Source organism: Streptomyces sp. NBC_00016 (assembly GCF_045040885.1).
Taxonomy (GTDB): Bacteria; Actinomycetota; Actinomycetes; order Streptomycetales; family Streptomycetaceae; genus Streptomyces; species Streptomyces coriariae.
Map to the genome: position 1 here is coordinate 6641604 of NZ_CP108304.1, position 19132 is coordinate 6660735.

At 71.2% G+C, this 19132-nt stretch carries 14 protein-coding genes and 1 pseudogene; 9 read left to right on the top strand and 6 right to left on the bottom strand.

From position 1 onward, the window contains the following. Positions 1-131: 131 nt before the first annotated feature. Positions 132-641, bottom strand: coding sequence for a gamma-glutamylcyclotransferase family protein (locus tag OG933_RS29380; RefSeq protein WP_405629673.1), 510 nt, complete (start codon positions 639-641; stop codon positions 132-134). Between the two features lie 177 nt (positions 642-818). Between OG933_RS29380 and OG933_RS29385 the strand changes: the two genes are divergently transcribed. Then, on the top strand, positions 819-2465 hold the full coding sequence (locus OG933_RS29385) for a M4 family metallopeptidase (RefSeq protein ID WP_405629676.1): 1647 nt from the start codon (positions 819-821) through the stop codon (positions 2463-2465). Positions 2466-2596: 131 nt separating this feature from the next. On the opposite strand, the gene OG933_RS29390 is transcribed toward OG933_RS29385, so the two are convergent. After that, a complete protein-coding gene (locus OG933_RS29390) occupies positions 2597-3073 on the bottom strand; it encodes a DUF6924 domain-containing protein (RefSeq protein WP_405629678.1) in 477 nt (158 codons plus the stop codon). 145 nt (positions 3074-3218) lie between these two features. On the opposite strand from OG933_RS29390, the gene OG933_RS29395 reads away from it, so the two are divergent. From OG933_RS29395 to OG933_RS29405, 3 genes and pseudogenes are all read left to right on the top strand, one after another. Further along, on the top strand, positions 3219-3863 hold the full coding sequence (locus OG933_RS29395; RefSeq protein ID WP_405629681.1) for a hypothetical protein: 645 nt from the start codon (positions 3219-3221) through the stop codon (positions 3861-3863). Positions 3864-3952: 89 nt separating this feature from the next. After that, positions 3953-4327: pseudogene (locus OG933_RS29400) on the top strand (DUF6215 domain-containing protein); the annotation flags it as partial. A gap of 163 nt (positions 4328-4490) precedes the next feature. Further along, positions 4491-4655, top strand: a complete 165-nt coding sequence (locus OG933_RS29405) for a hypothetical protein (RefSeq protein ID WP_405629683.1) — start codon at positions 4491-4493, stop codon at positions 4653-4655. 59 nt (positions 4656-4714) lie between these two features. On the opposite strand, the gene OG933_RS29410 is transcribed toward OG933_RS29405, so the two are convergent. Next, positions 4715-6913, bottom strand: coding sequence for a molybdopterin oxidoreductase family protein (locus OG933_RS29410; RefSeq protein ID WP_405629686.1), 2199 nt, complete (start codon positions 6911-6913; stop codon positions 4715-4717). A 164-nt stretch (positions 6914-7077) separates the two neighbouring features. Then, positions 7078-7755: an ElyC/SanA/YdcF family protein gene (locus tag OG933_RS29415; RefSeq protein WP_362529416.1), complete on the bottom strand. Its 678-nt coding sequence runs from the start codon at positions 7753-7755 to the stop codon at positions 7078-7080. Positions 7756-7957: 202 nt separating this feature from the next. On the opposite strand from OG933_RS29415, the gene OG933_RS29420 reads away from it, so the two are divergent. The 5 genes from OG933_RS29420 to OG933_RS29440 all read left to right on the top strand — a co-directional run bounded on the left by OG933_RS29420 (position 7958) and on the right by OG933_RS29440 (position 15248). Then, the gene (locus tag OG933_RS29420) at positions 7958-8854 is read left to right on the top strand and encodes a sirohydrochlorin chelatase (RefSeq protein ID WP_405629689.1); all 897 of its coding nucleotides are present in this window, start codon (positions 7958-7960) and stop codon (positions 8852-8854) included. Positions 8855-8994: 140 nt separating this feature from the next. Then, entirely contained in the window at positions 8995-10311 is a 1317-nt protein-coding gene (locus OG933_RS29425; RefSeq protein ID WP_405629690.1) for a deoxyguanosinetriphosphate triphosphohydrolase, read from the top strand. 167 nt (positions 10312-10478) lie between these two features. Beyond that, positions 10479-11744: an FAD-dependent oxidoreductase gene (locus OG933_RS29430; protein WP_362264706.1), complete on the top strand. Its 1266-nt coding sequence runs from the start codon at positions 10479-10481 to the stop codon at positions 11742-11744. A 157-nt stretch (positions 11745-11901) separates the two neighbouring features. After that, positions 11902-13797, top strand: coding sequence for a DNA primase (gene dnaG, locus OG933_RS29435; protein WP_362529425.1), 1896 nt, complete (start codon positions 11902-11904; stop codon positions 13795-13797). A gap of 146 nt (positions 13798-13943) precedes the next feature. After that, positions 13944-15248: a sigma-70 family RNA polymerase sigma factor gene (locus tag OG933_RS29440; RefSeq protein WP_405629691.1), complete on the top strand. Its 1305-nt coding sequence runs from the start codon at positions 13944-13946 to the stop codon at positions 15246-15248. Between the two features lie 93 nt (positions 15249-15341). Here OG933_RS29440 and OG933_RS29445 read toward each other — a convergent pair whose 3' ends face one another. Both OG933_RS29445 and OG933_RS29450 read right to left on the bottom strand, forming a co-directional pair. Beyond that, entirely contained in the window at positions 15342-17270 is a 1929-nt protein-coding gene (locus OG933_RS29445; protein ID WP_405629692.1) for an ABC transporter ATP-binding protein, read from the bottom strand. After that, positions 17270-19003, bottom strand: a complete 1734-nt coding sequence (locus tag OG933_RS29450; RefSeq protein WP_362529433.1) for an ABC transporter ATP-binding protein — start codon at positions 19001-19003, stop codon at positions 17270-17272. Before OG933_RS29450 ends, OG933_RS29445 begins: the two co-directional genes overlap by 1 nt. Positions 19004-19132 lie beyond the last annotated feature (129 nt).

Below are 19132 nucleotides of genomic sequence, written 5' to 3' on the forward strand. Positions count from 1 at the left end.
CGCCGCCGGTGGGTGGCCGCGCCGGTACAGTCCGACGGCTGCCGCGGGGCCGGGTGAGGTCCCCGCCGGGCCGCCGGGTGAGGTCGCCGCCGCAGGGCCGGGTGAGGTCACCGCCGCGGGGCCGGGTGAGGTCACCGCCGGGTGAGCCAGTCCCCGCTCTCGATCAGCTTGCCCCGGGCCCGCAGACGGTCGGCGACGGCGGGCGCGGCGACGTACACCCAGGCACGTACGACAGGGCCCGCACCCCGAAGGACCGCTCCCTCCCCATCTCCACGTCCATCTCCACGTCCATCTCCACGCCCATCGCCACCCCTTGCCACCGTCGTCACTGGTGGCACAGTCACCTCGCGCTCGACCCGCTCGTACAGGTTGCGCGGGTCGCCCGGCACGTACTCCTCGAGCCGGTCGAGCTCGGCGAGCAGTCGCGCGTAGGCCCGGGGGAGGGGCGTGACGAGTTCGCCGGCGACCGTCCCGCCCGGCTCCTCCACCGCGTAGGGATAGCCGGGTCCCTGGTAGAGCACCGCCCCGGCCAGCCGGGCCGGTTCCTCGCGGAGGGTGCGACCGCGCAGGTGGAGGTCGTGGTTGACCTCGCCGGGGCGGAGGGTGCCGTAGACGAAGAAGGGGAGTTCCGGGGCGCTCACGGAAACGATTCTCTCCCCTCACCGCCCCCTCACCGGTCCATCGCGCATGCGCTATGGACATGACATGTCATGGCCTCTTAAATGCCAGGACGACATCAGCGCCACCTCCACAGGCCACCCACAGGCCACCCCCACACGCGCCCCCACGGCGCCTTCTCGAGGAGACCGAAGACACTGATGAGTCGGATACGGCAGCACGTCCGAGGTTCCCGTCTCGCCACCGCCGGTATCGCCGCCACCACGGCCACGCTCCTGGCCGCCGTGCTCTCCCCGGTCGCCGACGCGGCGGACAGGCCGACCCGGGCGACGGCGCTCGACAACGCGGCGGCGGTACTCGCCGACTACGCGGCGACCCTCGGCCTCACCTCCGTGCAGGGCACCTCCGTCCGTGACGTGGTCGTCGACAAGGACGGCACGCAGCACGTCCGCTACGACCGTACGTACCGCCAACTTCCGGTACTTGGCGGTGACTTCGTCGTCCATCTGGCACCCGACGGCGCGTACCGCAGCGCGAACCGGGCGACGAGGGCGACGATCTCGCTGACGAGCATCACCCCGAAGGTGTCCGCCCCCAAGGCCGCGGACGTCGCCGTGAACGCCCTGCGCGCCGCCCACCTCGGCGAGACGCTGAAGCAGGTGAAGGCCAAGCCGCAGCTGGTCGTCGACGCGCTGCACGGCGCTCCGAAACTGGCCTGGCGGACCGATGTCGTCGCCCTGGACACGCTCGGCAACCCGGTCGCCCGCGCGGTGCTGACCGACGCGCGCACCGGCGCCCAGATCGACGCCTGGGACACCATCGAGACCGCCACGGGCGACGGCAAGTCCCTGTACGGCGGCACGGTCCCGCTGGAGACGACCCTCTCGGGATCGACGTACCAGCTCAAGGACCCGACCCGCGGCAACACGTACACCGGCGACGCGGCCAACAAGACCGACCTGTGCATCTTCGGCATCTGCATCAGCCGCGCCCCCGCGACCCTCTTCACGGACACCGACAACCACTGGGGCACCGGCGCCACGGCGGACCGCTCCACGGCCGCCGTCGACGCCCAGTACGGCACCGACGTGACCTGGGACTACTACAAGAACGTGCACGGCCGCAACGGCATCGGCAACGACGGCAAGGGCTCCTACAACCGCGTCCACTACGGCAACAGCTACAACAACGCCTTCTGGGACGACAGTTGCTTCTGCATGACCTACGGCGACGGTGACGGCACCCAGCTGGGCCCGCTGGTCGCCCTGGACGTGGCCGGCCACGAGATGTCCCACGGCGTGACCTCGAAGACGGCCAAGCTGACCTACTCGGGCGAGTCGGGCGGCCTGAACGAGGCGACCTCCGACATCTTCGGCAGCCTGGTCGAGTTCTACGCCGGGAACTCCTCCGACACCGGTGACTACCTCATCGGCGAGAAGATCGTCCGCTCCGGCTTCGGCCGGGACGCCCTGCGCTACATGGACAAGCCGAGCAAGGACGGCAACTCCGCCGACTACTGGAGCAGTTCGGTCGGCAACCTCGACGTCCACTACTCGTCCGGCGTCGCCAACCACTTCGCCTACCTCCTCGCGGAGGGCAGCGGCACGAAGACCGTCAACGGCGTCACCTACAACTCCCCGACGTACAACGGCTCGACGCTCACCGGCATCGGACGCGACAAGCTCGGCGCGATCTGGTACCGCGCCCTGACCGTCTACATGACGTCCTCGACGAACTACGCGGCGGCAAGAACAGCCACCCTGAACGCGGCCCGCGACCTCTACGGCACCGGCACCACGGAGTACAACGCGGTGGCAGCGGCCTGGACCGCGGTCAACGTGAACTGACCCGCTCCCAACGACACGACGCGGCCGCCCCGAACCCGAAACCTCGGGACCGGGGCGGCCGTCGCCGGTTCACGACCGCCCACCCCGGAGCGTCGTAACCGAACGCACCACTTCTGCACGGCCAAGGCTCCTCAGAAGGACCGGTAGATTCCCTCCGGATCGTCGTGCGCCCAGGCGCCGTACTCCTCGAAGCCCAGGTTGCCGATGCTCAGGTTCGCGTGAACGTCGTGGACCCCCGCGGGGACGATGCGGAACTCGCGACCGAACTCGGTCAGCTGCTCGTAGTCCTCATCGTCCGCACACTCCTCCCGCGTCAGCGTCGTGACCGCCAGCAACGCGTGACTTTCGGACTGCATGGACACGTGGTCGGCGAGGAAGACAACGGGCAGGTTCTCGTCGGCGCAGACCGCCGTCAGCACTTCGTCGACGGTCGCCCCTGCCCAGACCGGATCGTTGACGAACTGGACCCGAGCCTCGTGCTGTTCGCCTCCCCACGGCTCCATCAGCGCGGCCGACACGCGCTGCCACAACTGTTCGTCGTGGTAGTCGGTCCTGACGACCAGGGCATCGAACTCGTCACGGACGGTGACGGGGGGCAGTGCTCGCATGGACCTTTCCTCTCGGTGCCGACGGGTGAGCCGTGCGAGAACTGTTTCATGGACGCCGTGTATGTCCGTTCCTGCGTACAGGGCAATGCCCCCACACGGTCGCTCACCGTGCCGTGCCTGGCGCGCCGGCGTCGACAATGACCCCGTGGACGAAGAGACCGTGCGTGATCAGGCCGACCTGATTTGCCTCGTGCTTCAGCATCTTCACGCCCCGCTCGTCGGGGCGTCGTACGTGCGCGGGGTGCTGCCCGCCCCCGGTGGCGCGGATGCCGTGCGGGTCGCCGTCGGGCCCGTAAGTGCTGGGGACACAGGGGAGTTGACCCTCTACGAGATTCCGCTCCTCGTCGGTGAGGACTGTGTGACGGCGTATGACGTCATCGGGATGCTGCGCACGCTGTGCGGGGAGGGCGGTCCGCCGGCCGGGGGCGGCACGGTGATGGGGATGCCGCTCGTTCCCGTGGACCCGGCGGTCGTGCCGCGCGCCGACGAGACGGCCGTCGATCGGGGGCTGCGGTTGGTGCGGACCCTGGTCCGGGCCACGTGCTTCGACGAGGACCACTCGACGGACCCCCGCCTGCACGGCTTTCTCTTCCTGGACCAGGACCGGGTGCGGCTGTACTTCCGGGCCGACGGCCTCTCGGGGGTGACCGCCGCCGACGTCCGGACGACGGGGGCGCTCACGGCGCTGATCTCGGCGCTTCCCTCGCTGGTTCGGGGAGAGGTGGAGCAGATGGTGGCGGACGACGGGGATCCGCACTGCGCACGGGTGCTCGATGTTACTCACTGGTGAGGAACTCGCTTCCCCGTGGCTGGATCACCCGTTACGCTCCCCCAGCGCGCATCCGGCGCGAGCAGGGGGTACCGGGGGTAATGGGGGACATGGCCGAGATAGTTGCCGCGCCCGAGAAGGGCCCGAACGCATGGGCTCAAGCCATCGCGGCGCTGGTGGTGGTCGGGGCGCTCGGGGGCGGGCTGTACGTGATCCAGAAGAGCGACGCCGCGGCCGCCGACAAACCGGCGGTCTGCCGCCTCGACGACGAGGACAAGAAGGCCGCCGAGAAAGCGCACGCGGCGCAGCGCATCTCCGGGACGGAGCTGTGCGCCGCGCTGAACCGCGCGGACCTGCCGGCACTTCTCGGCACTCCGCAGGAGCACGCGCTGACGGCCTACGGCAGTGACGGCTCGGTCAAGATGGCGAGCGGCACGGAGATCCCCAGCCCCGAGGGGACCGTCCAACTGGACACGTACACCGTGAAGCTCTCGCGGTCCTACGACGACCTCCCGATCGCGGGGATGGAGGGCCTGCTGAACGAAGCGGAGTCGAAGACGGTCCTGGGCCACCCCGCGGTGCTCTACTCGAGCCAGACGATCGCCTTCAGCTTCGACCTCGGCGGCGGCAAGTCCGACACCGGCCCCGGTGGCATCGCCCGCGCTCTGGTCGTCGCCCCGGACAAAGGACGGCGGCGGCTCCTACGAACTCGCCATCTGGCGCCAGGACAACGTGCGACCGGACGACGCCGCCCTGCTGAGCATCGCTCAGAAGGTCCTGCCCGCGATCCCGGGCTGGGCGGCAGCCGGCTGACGACGGTCGCCGGCCGGCTCAAGGCGGCCGGCGGCCGGCTCAAGGCGGCCGGCGGCCGGTTACCCGGCGATCTCCACCCGCACCGCGCACACCTTGAACTCCGGCATGCGCGAGGTCGGGTCCAGTGCCGGGTTGGTCAGCGTGTTGGCGCGGCCCTCGCCCGGCCAGTGGAACGGCATGAAGACGGTGTCGGGGCGGATCCCGGTGGTGATCCGGGCCGGGGCCACCGCGCGTCCGCGTCGCGACACCACGGCCAGCGGGTCGCCCTCGGACGCTCCGAGCCGCGCCGCCAGCCGGGGGTGCAGCTCCACGAACGGGCCGGGCGCGGCGGCGTTCAGCTCGTCCACGCGGCGGGTCTGGGCGCCGGACTGGTACTGCGACACGACCCGCCCGGTGGTGAGCAGGACGGGGTAGTCGTCGTCCGGTTCCTCGGCGTTGGGCCGGTGCGAGACCGGCACGAAGCGCGCCCGTCCGTCCTCCGTGGCGAACCGGTCGAGAAAGAGCCGAGGCGTACCGGCCGCCGCCAGCCGGTGCCCCAGCCGGCCTCCCTCGCTTGTCGAGGCGCCCGCATCGCCCTCGGCCGCCGCACGATCCCCAGCCCCCGCCTCGCCGTCCGTCTCCGGCTCCTTCTCCGTCTCCTTCTCCGGCTCCGCCGGGCAGGGCCAGAAGACCCCGGCCCCGCTCTCCTCCATCAGGCGCGCGTAGGTGATGCCGGAGTAGTCCGCGACACCGCCCGCGCTGGCTCGGCGGAGTTCCTCGAAGACCTCTTCGGGGTCGGTCGGGAAGCCCTTCTCGACGCCGAGTCGAGCCGCCAGCTCGTGCAGGACCTCCAGGTCGCTCCGTACGCCCTCCGGGGCGGTGATCGCCTGGCGGCGCAGCAGGACCCGGCCCTCCAGGCTGGTCGTCGTCCCCGTCTCCTCCGCCCACTGGGTGACCGGCAGGACGACGTCCGCGAGGGCCGCCGTCTCGGACAGGACGACATCGCAGACGGCGAGGAACTCGAGGGACTTGATGCGCTCCTCGATGTGCGCGGCGTGCGGCGCCGAGACCACCGGGTTCGACCCCATCAGCAGCAGCGACCGGACGTCGGACCCCAGCGCGTCCAGCAGCTCGTACGCGCTGCGACCGGGGCCGGGCAGCGAGTCCGGGTCGACGCCCCACACCTCGGCGACGTGCCGTCGGGCCGCCGGGTCGTCCAGCTTGCGGTAACCGGGCAGCTGGTCGGCCTTCTGGCCGTGCTCGCGCCCGCCCTGCCCGTTGCCCTGCCCGGTCAGACAGCCGTAGCCGCTGAGCGGCCGCCCGGCCCGCCCCGTCGCGAGGCAGAGGTTGATCCACGCGCCGACCGTGTCGGTGCCCTTGGACTGCTGCTCGGGCCCGCGCGCGGTGAGCACCATCGCGGCCTCGGGTTCGCAGAACAGCCGTACGGTCTCCCGGAGTTGTGGAACGGACACCCCCGTGATCCGCTCCACGTACTCCGGCCAGTGCGCCATGGCGGCCGCCCGCGCGTCCTCCCAGCCGGTGGTCCGTTCCCGTACGTACTCCTCGTCGACCCGCCCCTCGGCGACGATCAGGTGCAGCAGACCCAGCGCCAGCGCGAGATCCGTTCCCGGCCGGGGCGCGAGGTGCAGGTCGGCCTGCTCGGCGGTCTTCGTGCGGCGCGGGTCGATCACGATCAGCGTGCCGCCGTTCTCGCGCAGCTCGTTGAAGAACCGCAGAGCGGGCGGCATGGTCTCCGCGAGGTTGGATCCGACCAGGATCACGCACCCCGTCCGCGGGATGTCCTCCAGCGGGAAGGGGAGTCCCCGGTCGAGCCCGAACGCCTTGATGCCGGCCGCCGCCGCGGACGACATGCAGAACCGGCCGTTGTAGTCGATCTGCGAGGTACCGAGCACGACCCGCGCGAACTTGCCGAGCGTGTACGCCTTCTCGTTCGTCAGTCCGCCCCCGCCGAACACGCCGAGCGCGTCGGCCCCGTGCTCGGAGCGCACCCTGCCGAGCTCCCCGGCGATCCGGTCCAGTGCCTCCTCCCAGGTGGCCGGCACGAGCGAATCGCCGGACCGCACCAACGGGGAGGTCAGCCGTACCCGGGAGGAGAGCACCGCGGGCGCCGTACGGCCCTTGCCGCACAGCGCGCCCCGGTTCACCGGGAAGTCCGGGCGCTCGACCACCTCGACGCCCCCCGTGGGCAGGGGCGACAGGGCCATCCCGCACTGCAGGGCGCAGTACGGGCAGTGGGTGGGCGTCGAAGTGGTCGGCATACGCTCCAGCGTGCTTCGGCCGTGTTACGCGCCGTGCGGTCTCCTGTTACGGCGGTGTGGTGGTGCCCTCCTCGCCGGACCGGACCCACCGTGAGGCGCCCGCCGGAGCGGGACCGCCGCCCGCGTCACGCCCCGCTGCCTCACCCACCGCCCCACCCGCCACCTCACCGCCCGCCGGCGAGGGCCCTCGTCACTCCCGGTTCCTTCGGTCCGAGGAACCTGGGGTCCGGCTCGAACACCGCGTCCAGGGCCGCCTTGCCGGCCGCGAGGATCTCCCGGGTGCCCCCGTAGTACCAGGTCACGTCGTGTTTGGCGGCGACCCCGACGCCGTACGAGTCCACCCCCGCCGCCTCGCACAGGGCGACGGCCCGCCGGATGTGGAAGTCCTGGCTGATCAGCACGGCCTTGTCGACGCCGAAGATCTTCTTGGCGCGGACGCAGGAGTCCCAGGTGTCGAAACCGGCGTAGTCGCTGACGATCCGCGCGCCGGGCACCCCGTGCCGGGTCAGATAGGTGCGCATGGCGTCGGGCTCGTCGTAGTCCTCGCGACTGTTGTCCCCCGTCACGAGCACGACCTCGATACGGCCCTCCCGGTACAGCTTCGCCGCCGCGTCCAGCCGGTGCGCGAGATACGGCGAGGGCTCGCCGTCCCACAGACCGGCGCCGAACACGACGGCGACCTCGGTGCGCGGCGCGTCGGCGGTCGTGCCGAGCCGGTCGGCCGTGGACACGTACAGCCAGGTGGCCGGCAGCAGCGCGAGCACGCACCCGGCCATCACGGCCTGCACCAGCCGTCGCCGGCCGGCACGGGTGCGCGGCAGCCGCGGTCGACGGATGTCCATACGGTGATCCCCCAGGTCAGGTCGAACGGGCGAGCGGGTCGCAAGCCCCTTCGGCCCGGGAAGACGCAGCCGGCGGTGATCCGGTTCGCTCCCGCGCCACGAGCCACATCTCACACCGCCCCCGGGCCCGGCGTGAACGACCGGAAAACACTCGTGACGGTCAGGCAACGGGGGTGCAACCTCGTGCCGTCAGGATCTGTTCATGAAGGCGTCGCCCGCTCAGTACGACGAGTCCGAAGTCCACGACGAGTCCGAAGTCCACCTCGACAGTACGGCGCACATCATGAACCGGATCAGCTCCCAGCTCGCCAGCCAGCTCAGCCTCGTCCAGCTCGACGGCCGCCGGCGTCCCGGCCCGCCCGCGCTGGTCGTCGTCGCCCACGGCAGCCGCGACCCGCGCGCGCTGAGCACCGTCCGTACGCTCCTGGACCGCGTCCGCGAGCAGCGCCCCGGTCTGCCGGTGCACCTCGGTCACATCGAGCTCAACGAGCCGCTGCTGACGGACACCCTCGCCGACCTCGACGCCCAGGGCACGACGGACGCCGTCCTGGTCCCGCTGCTCCTGGCCCGCGGCTACCACGTCAAGCGGGACATCCCCGAGATGGCCGCGAAGGCGCGGGTGCACACGCGCGTGGCCGCACCGCTCGGCCCGCACCCGTTCCTCGTGGAGACCCTGTACACGCGCCTGGTCGAGGCGGGCTGGCGCACGGACCTGACGCAGGAGGAACGCCGGACGAGTGCGGTCGTCCTCGCGGCGGCGGGCTCCCGAGACCCCGACTCGGCCGTCGACACCCGCCGTACGGCCCGTCTCCTGGCGCGCCGACTGGGCGTCCCGGTGGTCCCCGCGTACGCCTCCACGGCGACCCCGACCGTCCCCACGGCGCTGCGGGCCCTGGCGGCGCGAGGCCGTGACCGGGTGGCGGTCGCCTCCTACTTCACGGCCCCCGGCCGCTTCGCGACCGAGTGCGCGCAGGCGGCCCCCTGGATCGCGTCCGCCCCGCTGGGCACCCACCCGGCGATGGCGAGCCTGCTCCTGCACCGCTACGACCAGGCCTGGGCGACCCCGGCGAACACGGCCCCCGAACTGGCGTCGGCCTGAGACCCCCGGGCGCCCGGACCCGCCGACGCGCCGGACGGACCCGCCGACGCGCCGGACGGACCCGCCGACGTGCCGGACCCGACAGCCGGGCAGGCGCCCGGTACCACCCGATTGTCACCCCCGCCGCTTACTGTCGAGACATGGAAGGCACCGCACACCTCGACACCGCCTATGACCCGACGTCAGTCGCCCGCTGGGCCCCCGAGCCGGACAAACGCCCCGGCCGGACCGCCTTCCAACGAGACCGTGCCCGCGTCCTGCACTCCTCCGCGCTGAGAAGGCTCTCCGGCAAGACCCAGGTGGTCACCCCGGGCACCCGCACCGACGCCTGGGACGCCACCCCGCGCACCCGCCTCACCCACTCCCTGGAGTGCGCCCAGGTGGGCCGCGAGCTGGGCGCCGCCCTCGGCTGCGATCCCGACCTGGTCGAGGCGGCCTGTCTCTCCCACGACCTCGGGCACCCCCCGTTCGGGCACAACGGCGAACAGGCACTGAACGAGTTCGCGCGCGACTGCGGCGGCTTCGAGGGCAACGCCCAGTCGCTGAGGCTCCTCACCCGCATCGAACCCAAACGCTTCACCGCCGAGGGCTCCGTGGGCCTGAACCTCACCCGGGCCACCCTCGACGCCGCCACCAAGTACCCCTGGCCCCGGGACGCCCATCCCGTAGACCCGGCGTCCGGCAAGTTCGGTGTCTACGAGGACGACAGGCCCGTCTTCGACTGGGTCCGCGAAACGGCCCCCGGTACGCGTACGTGCTTCGAGGCGCAGGTCATGGACTGGGCCGACGACGTGGCGTACTCGGTGCACGACGTGGAGGACGGCCTGCACGCGGGGCACATCGACCCCAACTGCCTGCACGCCGAACCGGAGCGCCGGGAGATCTTCCGGGTCGCCGTCGGCCGCTACGTCCCCGCGGGCACCGATCCGGCCGAGCTCGCCGCCGCCCTCGACCGCCTCCAGGACCAGGACTGGTGGCCGCACGGCTACGACGGCACGGCGGCCGCCCAGGCCCGGCTGAAGGACGCCACCAGCCAGCTCATCGGCCGCTTCTGCCTGGCCGCCGAGGGCGCCACCCGCGCGCGATGGGGGTACCACCCAGGCCGTCCAGGCACTGGGGGAGGCACCGGGCGACTCACCCGCTACGGCGCCGAGCTCGTCGTACCCGAAGAGGCGCGCCTGGAGTGCGCGGTCCTCAAGGCGGTCGCCGACCGGTACGTCATGCAGCGCGCCGAACAGGAAGTCCTGCGCGCCGACCAGCGCATCGTCATCAGCGAGCTCGCCGAGGCGCTCACCGCCCGCGCCCCCGACGGCCTCGACCCCCAGTTCCGCGCCCTGTTCGACCAGGCGTCCGACGACCGCGCCCGCAAGCGGGTCGTCGTCGACCAGATCGCGTCCCTCACCGACGCCTCGGCCCGCTCGCTGCACAGCCGTCTGACGGAGCGGACGAGATCCTGACAAGTGCGGACCGGGTGCGCCCGAACGGGCCCGGAACGTGACCCGACGTGCCCTGATCGGGCACGTCCCCCTTCCCCCATCACGCTGCGTGCGGGACGCTCGCATGTGGCGGCACGCTCAGTGTTCTCTGGGGGACCACCCCCCAGAAACCCGGTAGGAGGCATCACGTGGTCGACGCGGATCAGACATTTGTCATCGTCGGAGGAGGCCTGGCCGGCGCCAAGGCGGCCGAGACGCTGAGGGCGGAGGGCTTCACCGGCCGCGTGATACTGATCTGCGACGAACGCGACCACCCCTACGAGCGGCCGCCGCTCTCCAAGGGCTTCCTGCTCGGCAAGGAGACGCGGGAGAGCGTCTTCGTGCACGAGCCCGCCTGGTACGCGCAGAACGACATCGAGCTGCACCTCGGCCAGACCGTCGACGCGATCGACCGCACCGCGAAGACGGTCCGCTTCGGTGACGACGGCACGCTCGTCCACTACGACAAGCTGCTCCTCGTCACCGGCGCGGAACCGCGCCGGCTGGACATCCCCGGCACCGACCTCGCGGGCGTGCACCATCTGCGCCGGCTCGCGCACGCCGAGCGCCTCAAGGGTGTCCTGGCCGCACTCGGCCGTGACAACGGCCACATCGTGATCGCGGGCGGCGGCTGGATCGGCCTGGAGATCGCGGCGGCAGCCCGCGAGTACGGGGCCGAGGTCACCGTCGTCGAACCGGAGCCCACCCCGCTGCACGGCGTCCTCGGCCCGGAGCTCGGCTCCGTCTTCGCCGACCTGCATCGCGAGCACGGCGTCCGCTTCCACTTCGGCGCCCGGCTCACCGAGATCGTCGGCCAGGACGGCATGGTCCTCGCCGTCCGCACCGACGACGGCGAGGAACACCCGGCGCACGACGTCCTCGCGGCGATCGGCGCGGCCCCCCGCACGAGCCTCGCGGAGGCGGCCGGCCTCACCCTCGCCGACCGCGCGCACGGCGGCGGGATCGCGGTCGACGCCCGGCTGCGCACCTCCGACCCCGACATCTACGCGGCCGGCGACGTCGCGTCCTTCCCGCACGGACTCTTCGACACCCGGCTGCGCGTCGAGCACTGGGCCAACGCCCTGAACGGCGGCCCGGCGGCCGCCCGCGCGATGCTCGGCCAGGACGTCACCTACGACCGCGTGCCCTACTTCTTCTCCGACCAGTACGACCTGGGCATGGAGTACAGCGGCTGGGCCCCGCCGGGGACGTACGACGAGGTGGTGATCCGCGGTGACGCGGGCAAGCGGGAGTTCGTCGCGTTCTGGCTCAAGGAGGGCCGCCTCCTCGCCGGGATGAACGTGAACGTGTGGGACGTCACAGAGCCGATCCAGAAGCTGATCCGCTCGCGCGAGCGGATCGACACGGAGGCCCTGGCGGACCCCCGGGTGCCGCTGGACGGCCTCGGCGCCTAGGCCGGGTTCCGGTCGTCCGCGGGGCCGTCGTCCGATGGCCGCGGGGCGTGTGCGGCCGCTCGCGCCCCGCGGGCGAGCCGCACATGTCACGGCCCCGCGCACCCCAAGGGCACCACGGCCCGCCGGAGATGTCGGCGCGCCCCCGTAGAATCACCTCGTGGCAGGACGGATCAACGACGAGGACGTGAAGGCGGTACGGGACGCGGTCCCGATCGACGCCGTGGTGTCCGAGTACCTCCAGCTGCGCAACGCGGGCGGCGGCAACCTCAAGGGCCTCTGCCCCTTCCACGACGAGAAGTCGCCGTCCTTCCAGGTCAGCCCGAGCAAGGGACTCTTCCACTGCTTCGGCTGCCAGGAGGGCGGCGACACCATCACGTTCGTGATGAAGGTCGACCACCTCACCTTCTCCGAGGTGGTCGAGCGGCTCGCCGCCCAGGCCGGCATCACCCTGCGCTACGAGGAGGGCGGCTACAACCCGGCCCACCAGCGCGGTGAACGCATCCGGCTGGTGGAGGCGCACAAGGTCGCCGCCGAGTGGTACGCGGAACAGCTCGCCACCGGATCCGAGGCCGACACCGGCCGGATCTTCCTCGCCGAGCGTGGCTTCGACCAGGCCGCGGCCGTGCACTTCGGCGTCGGCTACAGCCCCCAGGGCTGGGACCACCTCACCCGCTATCTGCGCGGCAAGGGCTTCACCGACAAGGAGCTGATCCTCTCCGGGCTCTCCCAGGAGGGGCGCCGCGGGCCCATCGACCGCTTCCGGGGCCGGCTGATGTGGCCCATCCGCGACATCGGCGGAGAGGTCGTCGGCTTCGGCGCGCGCAAGCTCTACGAGGCCGACAACGGACCCAAGTACCTCAACACGCCCGACACGGCGATCTACAAGAAGTCCCAGGTCCTCTACGGCATCGACCTCGCGAAGAAGGACATCGCCAAGTCCAGCCGCGCGGTCGTCGTCGAGGGGTACACCGACGTCATGGCCTGCCACCTGGCCGGTGTCACCACCGCCATCGCGACCTGCGGCACGGCCTTCGGCGGCGACCACATCAAGATCCTCCGCCGGCTCCTCATGGACAACGGCAGCGCCCGCGTCATCTTCACCTTCGACGGCGACGCCGCCGGGCAGAAGGCGGCCCTGCGCGCCTTCGAGGACGACCAGAAGTTCGCCGCCGAGACGTACATCGCCATCGCGCCGGACAACATGGACCCCTGTGACCTGCGCCTGGCGAAGGGCGACGAGGCGGTCGCCGACCTGGTCGAACCCCGCACGCCGCTCTTCGAGTTCGCGCTGCGCCAGATCGTCGTCCGCTACGACCTGGACACCCCCGCGGGCCGCGCCGCGGCCCTGGACGAGGCCGCGCCCATCGTCGCCCGCATCAAGAACAGCGGCGCCCAGCACGAGGTCGCCGTCCAGCTGGCCGGCATGCTCGGCATCCTGGACACCCAGTTCGTCGTCAAGAGGGTTGCCCAGCTGGCCCGTTGGGCCCGTGACCGGGGCGGCAAGGGCCCGGCGCCGGCCCGTGGCCCCCAGTCGTACGAGTCCGCCTCCCGGCCCGCCGCGGGCGGGCCCGCCCTCAATCTCCGCAACGCCGTCTACGCCACCGAACGCGAGCTGCTGAAGCTCGCCCTCCAGCGCCCCGAACTGGTCTCCCCGGCCTTCGACGCCTACGGGATCGACGAGTTCACCGCCGCGCCCTACGCCGCCGTACGCCAGGCGATCCAGGACGCGGGCGGCGCCGAGTTCGGCGTCAAGGACGGGCAGGAGTACCTCGTCCGGGTCCGGGAGGCCGCGCCCGACGACGCGGTCCGCGCGATGGTGACGGAGCTCGCGGTCGAGGCGATCATGCGCCGCACGGTCGACGAGAACTACGCGGGGGAGCAGTTGGTGACGGTCCGCCGCAGGGCCGTGACCCGCAGGCTCACCGATCTCCAGGGCACGCTGACCCGTCTCGGCCACACGGACCCGGCCCAGTCGGCCGCCGTCCAGAACGAGATGATGATCCTGACCAGGTACGACAGGGCGTTGCAGCACGAGGGCCCGTCCGCTCTCTGAGCCGCCGCCCGCGGCACGGTAATCACGCGGTCACGGACCGGACTCAAAAAGTCGTCGCACGCCCCTCGTGGCGGCTGTGTGTCGTACTCCACACTGGGGGCGGTGCCTGAGTCCTCGGAGCGCGGCCGATCCCGGACGGACGCGGCGTGGCCGCCGACTCCGCCCCCGAAGTACCGCTGCTGCTCACCTCAGCAGCGATCATCCTGGAGGTCGCCCCCGTGCAGACCCAGACCCTGACCCAGACCGTCAGCACTGCCGAGAGTACGGCCGGTACCACCGGTGCCGGCACGGCCGACGGCACGGAACCGGACGCCGAGACCGACGTCCTGGCCGCCGTCCCGCCGCAGAACCGTGCCGCGCACCACCCCGAGACCCACCCCGAGACCCACCCCGAGACCCACCCCGAGACCCATCCGGAGACGCATCCGGAGACGCAGGCCGAGACCGAGTCCGAGCCGCCCGCCGAGGCTCTGGAGGACGTTCCCGAGGACGCCCCCGAACCCGTCCCGCCACCCCGCACCCGCACCACCGACAGCGGCAGCCCCTCCTCGGACCTGTTCCGGCAGTACCTGCGGGAGATCGGCCGCATCCCGCTGCTCACCGCGGCCGAGGAGGTCGAGCTGGCCCGGTGCGTGGAGGCCGGCCTGTTCGCCGAGGAGAAGCTGAGCGGCGCGACCGACCTGGACAGTCAACTGGCCCTCGACCTCGACCGGCTGGTCGTCCTGGGCCGGATGGCCAAGCGGCGGCTGATCGAGGCCAACCTGCGGCTCGTGGTCTCCGTCGCCAAGCGGTACGTCGGGCGCGGGCTCACCATGCTCGACCTCGTCCAGGAGGGCAACCTCGGCCTGATCCGGGCGGTCGAGAAGTTCGACTACGCCCGCGGCTACAAGTTCTCCACGTACGCCACCTGGTGGATCCGCCAGGCCATGTCCCGTGCGCTGGCCGACCAGGCCCGCACCATCCGCGTCCCGGTCCATGTCGTCGAGCTCATCAACCGGGTCGTCCGCGTCCAGCGCCGGATGCTCCAGGAGCGCGGCTACGAGCCGACCGCGGAAGAGGTCGCCGCCCAGCTCGACCTCCTGCCGGAACGCGTCGGCGAGGTCCTGCGGCTGGCCCAGGAGCCGGTCTCGCTGCACGCCCCGGTGGGCGAGGAGGACGACGTGGCCCTCGGCGACCTCATCGAGGACGGCGACGCGGCCAGCCCCGTCGAGTCGGCGGCCTTCCTGCTGCTGCGCGAGCACCTGGAGGCCGTGCTCTCCACCCTCGGCGAACGCGAGCGGAAGGTCGTCCAGCTGCGCTACGGACTGGCGGACGGCCGGCCGCGCACGCTGGAGGAGATCGGCCGCATCTTCGGCGTGACACGTGAGCGGATCCGGCAGATCGAGTCCAAGACCCTCAACAAACTCCGCGACCACGCCTTCGCGGACCAGCTGAGGGGCTACCTCGACTGAGCGGGGCCGCTCGCCGGCACCCGGTGCGAGCGGCCCCCGCCGGTCCCGCAGACGCCCCGGAGACGCCCCTGGGACGCCTCCGGGACGGGACCGTCAGTCGACCTCGGCCAGTGCCTGCGCGAACTGTGCCTTGTACAGCCGTGCGTAGGCCCCGTCCGCCGCCAGCAGGTCGGTGTGCGCACCCTGCTCGACGATCGAGCCGTTCTCCATCACCAGGATCGTGTCGGCGTCCCGGATGGTCGACAGCCGGTGCGCGATGACGAACGACGTACGCCCGTGCGCCAGCTTCGCCATCGCCTTCTGGATCAGCACCTCGGTGCGGGTGTCGACGGAGCTGGTCGCCTCGTCGAGCACCAGGATCGTCGGATCGGACAGGAACGCCCGCGCGATGGTGATCAGCTGCTTCTCACCGGCGGAGACCCCGCTGCCCTCGTCGTCGATCACCGTGTCGTAGCCGTCGGGAAGGGTGCGGACGAACCGGTCGGCGTGCGCGGCCCGCGCCGCCTCCTCGATCTCGCCACGGGTGACCTCACCCGACGCCCCGTACGCGATGTTCTCCGCGATGGTGCCGCCGAACAGCCAGGTGTCCTGGAGCACCATGCCGATCCCGGCGCGCAGTTCGTCGCGGGACATCTTCGCTATGTCGACACCGTCGAGGGTGATGCGTCCGCCGGAGACGTCGTAGAACCGCATGAGCAGGTTCACCAGTGTCGTCTTGCCGGCGCCCGTCGGGCCGACGATGGCGACCGTGTGGCCGGGTTCCACCGTCAGCGACAGGTCCTCGATCAGCGGCTTCTCCGGGTCGTACCGGAAGGACACGCGCTCCAGCGCCACCCGCCCGCGCAGCTCCGCGGGCCGCTCGGCCGCCGCCGGGTCCGCCTCCTGCTCCTCCGCGTCCAGGAGTTCGAAGACCCGCTCGGCCGAGGCGACGCCGGACTGCACCAGGTTCGCCATCGACGCGAGCTGCGTCAGCGGCATCGAGAACTGGCGCGAGTACTGGATGAACGCCTGCACATCACCGATGGACAGGGAACCCGACGCGACGCGCAGCCCGCCGACCACCGCGACCAGCACGTAGTTGATGTTCGACACGAACATCATCAGCGGCTGCATGACCCCGCTGTTGAACTGCGCCTTGAACCCGGCCTCGTACAGCGCGTCGTTCTGCTCGGCGAACTGCTGTGCCGACTCCTCCTGGCGGCCGAACACCTTCACCAGCGTGTGACCGGTGTACATCTCCTCGATGTGGGCGTTGAGCTTGCCGGTGGTGCGCCACTGCTGCACGAAGTGCGGCTGCGACCGCTTGCCCACGCGGGTGGCGACGACGAACGACAGCGGCACGGTCACCAGCGCGACCAGCGCCAGGATCCACGACACCCAGAACATCATCGCCAGCACGCCGATGACGGTCAGCAGCGAGTTGATCAGCTGGCCCATCGACTGCTGGAGCGTCTGCCCGATGTTGTCGATGTCGTTGGTGGCGCGGGACAGCACCTCGCCGCGCTGACGCTTGTCGAAGTACGACAGCGGCAGCCGGGACAGCTTCGTCTGCACGTCCTCGCGCATCCGGAACATGGTGCGGTTGACGGACCTGTTGACCAGCCGCGTCGCCACCGCCATCAGCAGGCCGGCGACCAGGAACACCCCGAGCGCGAGCAGCAGGATCTCGCCGACCGAGTCGAAGTCGATGCCCTTGCCGGGGGTGAAGTCGGTGCTCCTGAGCATGTCGGCGACGCTGCCCTCGCCGCGTTCCCGCATCGAGTCGAGGACCTGTTCCTTGCTCGCCCCGGCCGGCATCTGCCGTCCGACGATGCCCGCGAAGACCAGGTCGGTGGCCTTGCCGAGGATCTTCGGCCCGACCACGCTGAGGCCGACGCTCAGCGTCACACAGGCCAGCATCGCGTAGAGGGTGAACCGCTCCGGCTTGAACTGGGCGAGCAGCCGCCTGCCGGACACCTTGAAGTCCAGCGAGTGGCTGTCGGGACCGGTGCCGGCCATCATGCGTCCCATGGGCCCGGCCATCAGGCGGCCTCCGCTTCCGTGAGCTGGGAGAGCACGATCTCCCGGTAGGTCTCGTTGGCCGCCATCAGCTCGCGGTGGGTACCCGTGCCGACGACCAGACCCTCGTCGAGGACGATGATCCGGTCGGCGTCGCGGATGGTGGCCACCCGCTGAGCGACGATCACCACGGTCGCCTCGGCGGTCTCCCGCCCGAGCGCCGCCCGCAGTGCCGCGTCGGTGGCGTAGTCGAGTGCGGAGAAGGAGTCGTCGAAGAGGTAGATCTCCGGCCGCTGCACGAGCGTCCGGGCGATCGCGAGCCGCTGCCGCTGACCGCCGGAGACATTCGTCCCGCCCTGCGCGATGGGGGAGTCGAGCCCGTTCTCCAGCCCCTCCACGAAGCCCTTGGCCTGCGCCACCTCCAGCGCGTGCCACAGCTCCTCGTCCGTCGCGTCCGGATTGCCGTAGCGCAGATTGGTCGCCACCGTGCCCGCGAACAGGTACGGCCTCTGCGGCACGAGTCCGACGGTCTTCGCCAGCAGCACCGGGTCGACCTCGGCGACGGCCACGCCGTCGACGAGCACCTCGCCCTCGGTGGCGTCGAACAGCCGGGGCACCAGCCCGAGCAGCGTGGACTTGCCGCTGCCGGTCGAGCCGATCACGGCCGTCGTCTCGCCCGGCCGCGCCACGAGCTCGATGGACTTCAGGACGGGCTCCTCGGCGCCGGGATAGCGGAATCCGGCCCCCCGGATCTCCAGGTGCCCGTGCCGGCGCAGCTCGGTGACGGGAGCCACCGGCGGCACCACGGACGACGAGGTGTCCAGCACCTCCTGGATGCGCTCGGCGCACACCTCCGCGCGCGGCACCATCATGAACATGAAGGTGGCCATCATCACGGACATGACGATCTGCATGAGGTAGGCGAGGAAGGCGGTCAGATCGCCGATCTGCATCCCCCCGCTGTCGATCCGATGGGCACCGAACCACACCACGGCGATCGACGACAGGTTCACCGTGGTCATGACCACCGGGAACATCAGCGCGAGCAGGTTGCCGCTCTTCAGCGAGACGTCGGTGAGGTCGGCGTTGGCCTTGCGGAACCGCTGCTGTTCGAACTCGTCCCGGACGAAGGCGCGGATCACCCGGTTGCCGGTGATCTGCTCACGCAGCACCCGGTTCACGGTGTCCAGCTTCACCTGCATCGACCGGAACAGCGGCCGCAGCCGGCGCACGATCAGCGTCACGCAGATGCCCAGCACCGGCACCACGGCGACGAGCACCGCGGACAGCGGCACGTCCAGGCCGAGCGCCAGCACGACCCCGCCCACGCACATGATGGGCGCCGACACCATCAGCGTGAACGTCATCAGGGCCAGCATCTGGATCTGCTGGACGTCGTTGGTCGTCCGGGTGATCAGCGAGGGGGCGCCGAACTGGCCGACCTCGCGGGCGGAGAAGGACTGCACCCGGTCGAAGACGGCCCCCCGCACGTCCCGGCCGAGCGCGGAAGCGGTTCTGGCGCCGTAGTACACGGCGCCGATGTTGCACACCACCTGCGCCAGCGAGATGCCGATCATCACGCCGCCGAAGGACAGGATGTATCCGGTGTCACCCTCGACGACGCCGTTGTCGATGATGTGCGCGTTCAGTGTGGGCAGGTAGAGGGTGGCGCAGGTCTGGAGGAACTGGAGCCCTACGAGCAGGGCGATGGGTTTCTTGTAGGGCCTGAGATAGGTCCGTAGTAGTCGTATGAGCACGCTACGTCTCTCGGAGTCGGCGGGAAGGGGCATTGGTTGCCCCTGGCCCCTATCGTTGAACGCTCCACCGGCGTTACCTCAACTGATTAAGCTGAGAGCAGTGCTTTTACGGCCGTCTGTGTGAGCCGG

What these genes read in the sequence shown, in the direction of transcription:
- OG933_RS29385 (WP_405629676.1), top strand. Translation starts at nt 819, where the DNA reads ATGAGTCGGATACGGCAGCACGTCCGAGGTTCCCGTCTCGCCACCGCC.
- OG933_RS29420 (WP_405629689.1), top strand. Translation starts at nt 7,958, where the DNA reads ATGAAGGCGTCGCCCGCTCAGTACGACGAGTCCGAAGTCCACGACGAG.
- OG933_RS29425 (WP_405629690.1), top strand. Translation starts at nt 8,995, where the DNA reads ATGGAAGGCACCGCACACCTCGACACCGCCTATGACCCGACGTCAGTC.
- OG933_RS29415 (WP_362529416.1), bottom strand. Translation starts at nt 7,755, where the DNA reads ATGGACATCCGTCGACCGCGGCTGCCGCGCACCCGTGCCGGCCGGCGA.
- OG933_RS29445 (WP_405629692.1), bottom strand. Translation starts at nt 17,270, where the DNA reads ATGGCCGGGCCCATGGGACGCATGATGGCCGGCACCGGTCCCGACAGC.
- OG933_RS29390 (WP_405629678.1), bottom strand. Translation starts at nt 3,073, where the DNA reads ATGCGAGCACTGCCCCCCGTCACCGTCCGTGACGAGTTCGATGCCCTG.
- OG933_RS29410 (WP_405629686.1), bottom strand. Translation starts at nt 6,913, where the DNA reads ATGCCGACCACTTCGACGCCCACCCACTGCCCGTACTGCGCCCTGCAG.